The organism is Delftia sp. JD2 (assembly GCF_001682645.1).
GTDB classification, from domain to species: Bacteria; Pseudomonadota; Gammaproteobacteria; order Burkholderiales; family Burkholderiaceae_C; genus Comamonas; species Comamonas acidovorans.
In genome coordinates, this window is sequence record NZ_LFJT01000078.1 from 20,757 (window position 1) to 27,566 (window position 6,810).

Genomic DNA, 6,810 nt, shown 5'->3' on the forward strand with positions numbered 1-6,810 from the left:
ACGGACACCGTGCAAAGCGGGAAGGAGCGCAGCGCCTCGGGCGCCGCCGTCAGAACTGGTAGTTGGCGCTGACCAGAACGCTGCGCGGTGCGCCTGGCATGGAGCTGGAGCGCCAGTACTGCTTGTCGAACAGGTTGGACAGCGCCACGGTCACCGTCCAGGCGTCCTGGCGCCAGCCCACCAGCGCATCCCAGCGCGAGTAGCCGGGCAGGAGGGCCGTGTTGGCGGCGTTGGTGAAGCGGCTGCCCGTGTAGGTCACGCCGACTTCGCCATACCAGGGTCCCTTGGGCGCATAGCGCAGGAACAGGTTGCCGTTGCGCTTGGCCGTGTCACGCAGGTACAGGCCCACGTTGGCGGGGTTTTGCGCGTCTTCAGCCACCTTGGCCTCCATGAAGGCCACGCCGCCGCGCACATACCAGGAACCGGCCACGCGGCCCGCCGCGCTGAACTCGATGCCGCGCGAACGGTCCTTGCCCCGGATGGCCCAGGTGTAGGGATCGTTCTCGGGATCGGGACGGTAGCGGATGTTGTACTTCTCCAGCTGGTAGACGGAGACCTGGGTGGACAGCGCGCCGCCCAGCCAGTCGCTCTTGACGCCGACCTCGGACTGGCGCGAGTACTGGGGCTCGTCGTCCGGCACCGCGCCCACGGCGGTTTCCACGGTCAGGATGCCGCGGCCGCCATAGGGCGAGTAGCTCTTGTTCCAGGACGCATAGAAGCTGTGCTCACGCACCGGCTGCCACACCACGCCCACGCGCGGGCTGAAGCCGTTGCCGTCGGTCTTGCGCGTGAGATTGGCGATCCTGTTGGTGCTCTGGAAGTCGTAGCTGTCGTAGCGCAGGCCCAGCAGCAGCTTCCACTGCTCGGTCAGGCTGACCAGGTCCTGCATGTACAGCGCCTGGCCCTTGCCCTTGTGATAGTTGTCCTGGGTCGGCTTGCCCTGCGCCGGACGGCTGGGCCAGACGATGGGCTGGAACGGATCGTAGGAGAAGGTGCTGCCGGGCTGGCCGACGCGCGGCGCGCGCTCTTCCTCGCTGGCCTCCAGGCCCACCAGCAGATCGTGCTTGATGCTGCCCGTGCTGAACTTGCCCGTCAGGTCCAGCGTGTTGGACAGCGTGGTGTTGCGGGTCTGCTGCCAAGCGTAGTTGGGCGTGATCTTGCCGGTGGCGGCACGGTAGGTGCCGGCGAAGTAGTGGTCGAAGTCCTGGCTGGCCTCGCGCTTGCTGGCCACCCAGCGCAGACTCCAGCGGTTGTTGAAGTCATAGGACAGGTCGGAGCGCAGCACGCGCAGGCGATCTTCCACGTAGTCGCCCGGTGCCGCGAAGCCCTTGCGGATGGAAACGCCGGCCGGCAACTGGTCATAGACCGGACCGCGATCGGGCACGCGCCAGACGTTGTCATAGGTGTACTGGCCGGTCCAGCGCCAGCCCGTGCGGGTGTCCACCAGGATGCTGGGCGAGACCATCTCGTTGCGGTTGCGTATGCCTTCGCGGAAGCTGTGGGCCTGCTCGCGGTCGGCCGTCAGGCGCACGGCCACGTTCTCGTTGAGCACGCGGTTGATGTCGATGGTGCCGCCCACGTTGTCCCAGGAGCCGCCGCGCAGCGTGATGCTGCTTTTGGCGTCGAAGCGCGCCTGCTTGCTCACCATGTTGACCACGCCGCCGCCCGCGCTGCGGCCGTAGAGCACGGAGGCCGGTCCCTTGAGGATCTCGATGCGCTCCACATTGGCCGTGCTGCGGCGCACCTGGCCGCTTTCGCGCACGCCGTCGCGGTAGATGTCGCTCTCGTCGGCCTTGAAGCCGCGGATGTACACGCCCTCGCCACGCATGTCGTAGGTGGTGTTCACGCCCGGCACGCCGTCCAGCATGGTGGCCAGGTCGTTGATGCCGTAGCTCTTGTACTTGTTGACCTCCAGCGTATCGATGGTCTGCGGGATGTCCTTGGGCGCCAGATAGGTCTTGGTCGCCGTGGTCACGCCTTCGGGGCGCACGTCGTCAGGGTCGTACTGGGAAGCGTTGACCTGCAGCGTGGGCAGGGTGTGGGCCTGTTGAGACTGCGTCTGCGTCTGTGCCTGGGCCGGATCGGCTGGAGCGGCCTCCTGGGCATGGACCGCGCCCGCCAGCGCGGTGGTGATGATGCCAGCGGTCACACCCGCTGAAAGCCTTGCCCTGCGGGCGGCTTGATGGTCTGTCATGGAAACCCTCTCTTCGAATGAAGGGGGCGATTCTATTTAGAATGCAAACGAATATCATTTGCAAACTCACTATCAACAAGGAATTTGTTGCCACGCAGCAACGCCGCCATGCGCAGCGCAGCCGCACCTTTTCAGGCGGGCTGCGTGTCGGCAGGAGATGGGGAGTGCGGGGGGGGCCAGGCGGCCCCTTTCAGTGGATGGCGGCAGCGACGATGATGCTGATGCCCAGGCACATGGCGGCCACCACCATGGCCAGCGCCTTGTTGTGCTTCTCGACGATCTCGGCCCACATGTCCACGGGCGTGATCTTGTCGATGATGATGAAGCACAGCCAGAACACCACCACGCCCACCAGCGCATAGAGGATCGAGCCGAAGAAGGCGGCGGGGTTGAACCAGTCGAAGTTCATGATCAGTTTCTCCGTTGTTTACTTGTGGCTGCCGCCCGAGGTGTAGCCACCCCAGGAGCCGCCGCTGCTGCGGGTGTAGCTGTTGCAGTTGGGATCGGTGTTCGGGTTGCAGTTCGGGCGCGACATGCAGCCGCGCAGCATGACGAACACCAGCCACAGGATGACCACGCCGATGACGATGGTCCACAGGCCGAAGCGGCTGCCCGACATCACGCCGACCTGCGAGCGGTCCCGCAGCTGCTTGAGGCCGAAGGCCGTGGCCAGCGTGGTGGCCGAGACGGCGCTGCCATGCGACCAGGTGGTCTCGCCGTTCTCGGTCTCGCTGGCCAGAAAGGCCTTGTTCTGCGCGCCTGCGCTCACATAGTCCACATTGCGCGTGGTCTGGCCGCGCTGCACGGGCCAGTAGAACTCGCCCAGCGCGTAGGTGGTCTCGGCCGTGTAGCGCGATTCAAGCTGGTACTGCCGGCCCATGTACTTGGCCGTGCTGCGGTTCTTGGAGAGCTTGGGCACGCCCGTGGTCACGCGGGCCATGCTCCAGCCATCGGAGGAATCGACCAGGAAGGCGAAGCCGGCCTTCTGGCTGAACAGCAGGTATTCCTCCCAGCCAAAGCTCTCGTCGTCGCCGGCCTCCTCGCCCATGCGGTGCTGAAAGCCCACCACCTGCCACTGCAGGCCTTCCAATGCGCCCTTGCTGCCCAGGGGGATGGCGGGGCGCACGGGCTCGTTCTGTTCGGCATAGGACAGTTCCTTGCCAATGCCCTGGCTCAGGTCCACCAGCGATCCGCAACTGGGGCAGCTCAGGCTCTTGGTGGTGGTGAAGCGCACGGGCACCACGGCGCCGCACTTGGGGCAGTTGAAGTGCCGGCCCTGCTGGCCCTTGAGCGAGGCGCCGTCGCGCAGGCCCTGCAGCCTGAGGTCGTCCAGCACCACGCGTTCGCCCAGGCTCAGCGCAGGCGGCTGGGACGAGAAGTCCACGGACAGGACCTGGCCCTGCTCGCTGCGCAGCTCCACCAGCCGGTACGGCGTGCCGGGCTCGGGCAGCTGCGCCAGCTCGCCCTGGGCCGATACCAGCCGCGCGTTCTGCACGCTGCTGACCGTGAAGCTCTTGCCACCCAGCACGCGCTGCGAGCCCAGCAGCCAGTCGGAGGCCTTGAACGGCCCGTTGCGCAGGGCCTCGGCCTCCCAGGGCCAGGACCAGACGAACTGGCCGTTGTCCTCGCTCAGAAAGCCCAGCGCACCATCGCTGAACGCGGCCACCCATTCGCTCCAGGCGCCCGCCTCGCTCTTGAGCTGCAGCCGCCCGACCAGGGTGAAGTGCTCGGGCTTGCCGTTGCGCAGCATCTGGCCCGTGGCGCCGATGCGCAGGGGGCTGTAGTCCTCGAAGACCTCGGCCATGGAGCCGCGGCGCTGCAGCACATCGCCCTGGCGCACCACGGTGCTGCGGCAGAACTCGCAGACGGCGTAGCTGGCCTGGGCGCTGGAAAATTCCACGGGCGCGCCGCAGCCGGGGCAAGGTGCGCGGTAGACGCGCTGCGATGGACTCGATGCCATGTGGGAAGGTCGTCAGTGGTGAGAGGGCCTGGAGCGCGGCTGGCCGGCCACGCCATTCACGCAAGCTGCGCCCGTGGAGCGCAGCGCGGTGGCGGCGGTCAATGCGGCTTGCCTTTGGCCGTGCCGGGCTTGGCCGCGGCGGCTGCCGGGTCGGCCTTCTTGCTGCCCAGCCTGGATTCCTTGCCGGCCATCAGGCGCTGGATGTTCTCGCGGTGGCGCCAGATCAGCAGGGCCGCCATGGCGACGATGGCGGCGGCAATCGGCGTCTCGGCATACCAGACCACGCCACTGCACAGCAGGTAGTAGACGGGGGCGAACACGGAGGCCACCAGGGCCGCCAGCGAGGAATAGCGGAAGAACACGGCAATGATCAGCCAGGTCAGCGCCACCGCCAGGCCCAGCCAGACGCTGATGCCCAGCAGCACGCCCAGGGCCGTGGCCACGCCCTTGCCGCCCTTGAAGCGGAAGAACACCGGGTACAGGTGGCCCAGGAAGGCAGCCAGCGCCACCATGGCCACCGTGCCGTCGCCCAGGCCGAAGCGGCTGCCGAACCATTGCACCAGGGCCACGGGCAGCCAGCCCTTGGCGGCGTCCAGCAGCAGGGTGACGGCCGCGGCCGCCTTGCTGCCGGAGCGCAGCACATTGGTGGCACCGGGGTTGCCGCTGCCATAGGTGCGCGGATCGTTCAGGCCCATGGCCCGGCTGACGATGACGGCGAACGACAGCGAGCCGATCAGGTAGGCCGCCACGGTGGCGAGAAGGGGGTAGAGCGCGTTCAATTGAAGTCCTTGGCCGGTCTGTGGAGCGCCGGCGCGCGATCCGGCCGGCCATGATGGCCCGCCCTCCCTGATCGCCGACACATGTTTTTCATCAGGACCTGCGCGAACCCGTTGGAGGCGGTGGCCGCCTTCCCGTGTGCGCAAGTCATGTTCATTTCTTCAGGGCATCTATTCTGCCAGCGCGCAGTGCACGGGCCGTGCATCCAGCAGCTGCACGCAGACCTGCGGGTCCAGCTGCACCAGAAAGCCCCGGCGCCCGCCGTTGATGGCGATGCGCGGCAGCGCCAGGATGCTCTCTTCGATATAGACCGGCATGTCGCGGCGCGTGCCGAAGGGCGAGGTGCCGCCGACCAGGTAGCCGCTGTGGCGGTTGGCGACTTCGGGCTTGCAGGGCTCCACGCTCTTGGCGCCGATCTGCCGCGCCAGGTTCTTGGTGGAGACCTTGCAGTCGCCGTGCATGAGCACGATCAGCGGCCTGGCGTCCTGGTCCTGCATCACCAGGGTCTTGACCACCATGTGCTCGTCCAGGCCCAGGCTGGCCGCGCTGTGCTCGGTGCCGCCGTGTTCCAGGTACTCATAGGGGTGCTCGGTGAACTCCACCTTGTGGGCGCGCAGCAGCTGCGTGGCCGGTGTCTCGCTGACATGAGAGTTTTTCTTGGACATGAATTTTTTATCGTTTTACAATAATTTTTTATCGATTCATCAATACAAGGCTGTGCCATGAACTATACGCCCCACGCCGCGGGCAACGCCCTGAGGCGCCACTCCCAGGCGGCGCGCATCCTGATTGCGCTCGGTGCCGTCGCGCTGCTGGCCCTGCCGGCAGCCGCCCTGCTGTCGCCGCAAGATCTTTCGGGCCAGGCGGAAGGCCTGCTGGGCATGCCGCCCGGCCAGCCGCTGGACATGGCTGCGCGCTGGCGCACCGCACTGGTCAGCCTGCTGCCCGTGGGCTGCGGCCTGTATGCGCTGCGCCAGTTGTGGACACTGTTCGGCGAGTATCTGCAGGGCCGTGTCTTCGGCCAGCAGGCGCAGCACGCCCTGATGCGCTTTGCCTGGACGGTGCTGGCGGGCGCGCTGGCCCTGCCCTTCACGCGCGCGCTGATGTCGGTGGCGGCCAGCATGGGCAATCCGCCAGGGCAGCGCTTCGTCACGCTGGGCCTGTACTGGCACGATGGCCTGCTGGTCCTGCTCGGCGTGGTGCTGGTCTCCATCGCCCATGTGATGCTGCAGGCGCGGCGCATCGCCGACGAGAACGCGGGATTCGTATGAGCGGCGTTCCCATCACGATCCACCTCATGGTGCTCCCCGGCCAGCGCCCGCTCTCGCTGCACCTGTACGAGGCCGCATTGGTGCTGCTGGGCCTATTCCTGCTGACCCTGGTGATCTTCCTTCGCGACGCCAACCGATTCCGGGATGGCGACTGAACCATGCCCATCATCGTCCACCTCGATGTGATGCTGGCCCGCCGCAAGATGCGCTCGCGCGAACTGGCCGAGATGGTCGGCATCACCGAACAGAATATTTCCCTGCTCAAGAGCGGCAAGGTACGCGGCGTGCGCTTCGACACGCTGGAGCGCATCTGCGAGGCACTGCAGTGCCAGCCCGGCGACCTGCTGGAATGGGTGGCAGGGCCCGAGGCTTGAGCAGCGGGCGGCTGCGGCTGATCGCGGGCCTGCTGCTGTCGCTGCTGCTGCATGGGGCGCTGCTGTGGCAGGGTCTGGCCCCGGACATTGCGCGGCCCGGCACCGGGCAGGCCGAGGCGCACCGCCTTCAGGTGGTCTGGGTCGAGACGCCGACTTCGACGCCGACGCCGACCCCCTCTCCTGCTCCAGCGGCTGCCCGGCCCGGAGCGGCGCCCGCGCCTACGCGACGGCCGG

Annotated in this window: 8 protein-coding genes and 1 pseudogene; 4 read left to right on the forward strand and 5 right to left on the reverse strand. The window is 67.3% G+C overall.

What is annotated here, in order from left to right:
• Window positions 1-49: 49 nt before the first annotated feature.
• The 5 genes from ACM14_RS27340 to ybaK form a co-directional block, all read right to left on the reverse strand.
• On the reverse strand, window positions 50-2,194 hold the full coding sequence (locus ACM14_RS27340) for a TonB-dependent siderophore receptor (RefSeq protein ID WP_065347890.1): 2,145 nt from the start codon (window positions 2,192-2,194) through the stop codon (window positions 50-52).
• Window positions 2,195-2,384: 190 nt separating this feature from the next.
• Window positions 2,385-2,603: a DUF350 domain-containing protein gene (locus ACM14_RS27345; protein WP_013801574.1), complete on the reverse strand. Its 219-nt coding sequence runs from the start codon at window positions 2,601-2,603 to the stop codon at window positions 2,385-2,387.
• A gap of 18 nt (window positions 2,604-2,621) precedes the next feature.
• Window positions 2,622-4,154 (reverse strand): DUF4178 domain-containing protein, encoded by a 1,533-nt coding sequence (locus tag ACM14_RS27350; RefSeq protein ID WP_065347891.1) that lies wholly within the window; start codon window positions 4,152-4,154, stop codon window positions 2,622-2,624.
• A 98-nt stretch (window positions 4,155-4,252) separates the two neighbouring features.
• The gene (gene plsY, locus ACM14_RS27355) at window positions 4,253-4,933 is read right to left on the reverse strand and encodes a glycerol-3-phosphate 1-O-acyltransferase PlsY (RefSeq protein ID WP_013801572.1); all 681 of its coding nucleotides are present in this window, start codon (window positions 4,931-4,933) and stop codon (window positions 4,253-4,255) included.
• Between the two features lie 168 nt (window positions 4,934-5,101).
• Entirely contained in the window at window positions 5,102-5,596 is a 495-nt protein-coding gene (gene ybaK, locus ACM14_RS27360) for a Cys-tRNA(Pro) deacylase (RefSeq protein ID WP_012206589.1), read from the reverse strand.
• A gap of 57 nt (window positions 5,597-5,653) precedes the next feature.
• Here ybaK and ACM14_RS27365 point away from each other — a divergent pair, with 57 nt between their 5' ends.
• The 4 genes and pseudogenes from ACM14_RS27365 to ACM14_RS32305 form a co-directional block, all read left to right on the forward strand.
• Window positions 5,654-6,202 (forward strand): DUF2975 domain-containing protein, encoded by a 549-nt coding sequence (locus ACM14_RS27365; RefSeq protein WP_013801571.1) that lies wholly within the window; start codon window positions 5,654-5,656, stop codon window positions 6,200-6,202.
• Entirely contained in the window at window positions 6,199-6,357 is a 159-nt protein-coding gene (locus tag ACM14_RS32200) for a hypothetical protein (RefSeq protein WP_016449238.1), read from the forward strand. Before ACM14_RS27365 ends, ACM14_RS32200 begins: the two co-directional genes overlap by 4 nt.
• A gap of 3 nt (window positions 6,358-6,360) precedes the next feature.
• Window positions 6,361-6,576, forward strand: coding sequence for a helix-turn-helix transcriptional regulator (locus ACM14_RS27370; protein ID WP_013801570.1), 216 nt, complete (start codon window positions 6,361-6,363; stop codon window positions 6,574-6,576).
• Window positions 6,573-6,810, forward strand: a pseudogene (locus tag ACM14_RS32305) (hypothetical protein); the annotation flags it as partial. The gene ACM14_RS27370 and the pseudogene ACM14_RS32305, both read left to right, overlap by 4 nt.

Excerpts from the sequence above, each read along its gene's own strand:
- ACM14_RS27365 (WP_013801571.1), top strand. The coding sequence starts at position 5,654 with ATGAACTATACGCCCCACGCCGCGGGCAACGCCCTGAGGCGCCACTCC.
- ACM14_RS27370 (WP_013801570.1), top strand. The coding sequence starts at position 6,361 with ATGCCCATCATCGTCCACCTCGATGTGATGCTGGCCCGCCGCAAGATG.
- ACM14_RS32200 (WP_016449238.1), top strand. The coding sequence starts at position 6,199 with ATGAGCGGCGTTCCCATCACGATCCACCTCATGGTGCTCCCCGGCCAG.
- ACM14_RS27340 (WP_065347890.1), bottom strand. The coding sequence starts at position 2,194 with ATGACAGACCATCAAGCCGCCCGCAGGGCAAGGCTTTCAGCGGGTGTG.
- ACM14_RS27350 (WP_065347891.1), bottom strand. The coding sequence starts at position 4,154 with ATGGCATCGAGTCCATCGCAGCGCGTCTACCGCGCACCTTGCCCCGGC.
- ybaK (WP_012206589.1), bottom strand. The coding sequence starts at position 5,596 with ATGTCCAAGAAAAACTCTCATGTCAGCGAGACACCGGCCACGCAGCTG.
- ACM14_RS27345 (WP_013801574.1), bottom strand. The coding sequence starts at position 2,603 with ATGAACTTCGACTGGTTCAACCCCGCCGCCTTCTTCGGCTCGATCCTC.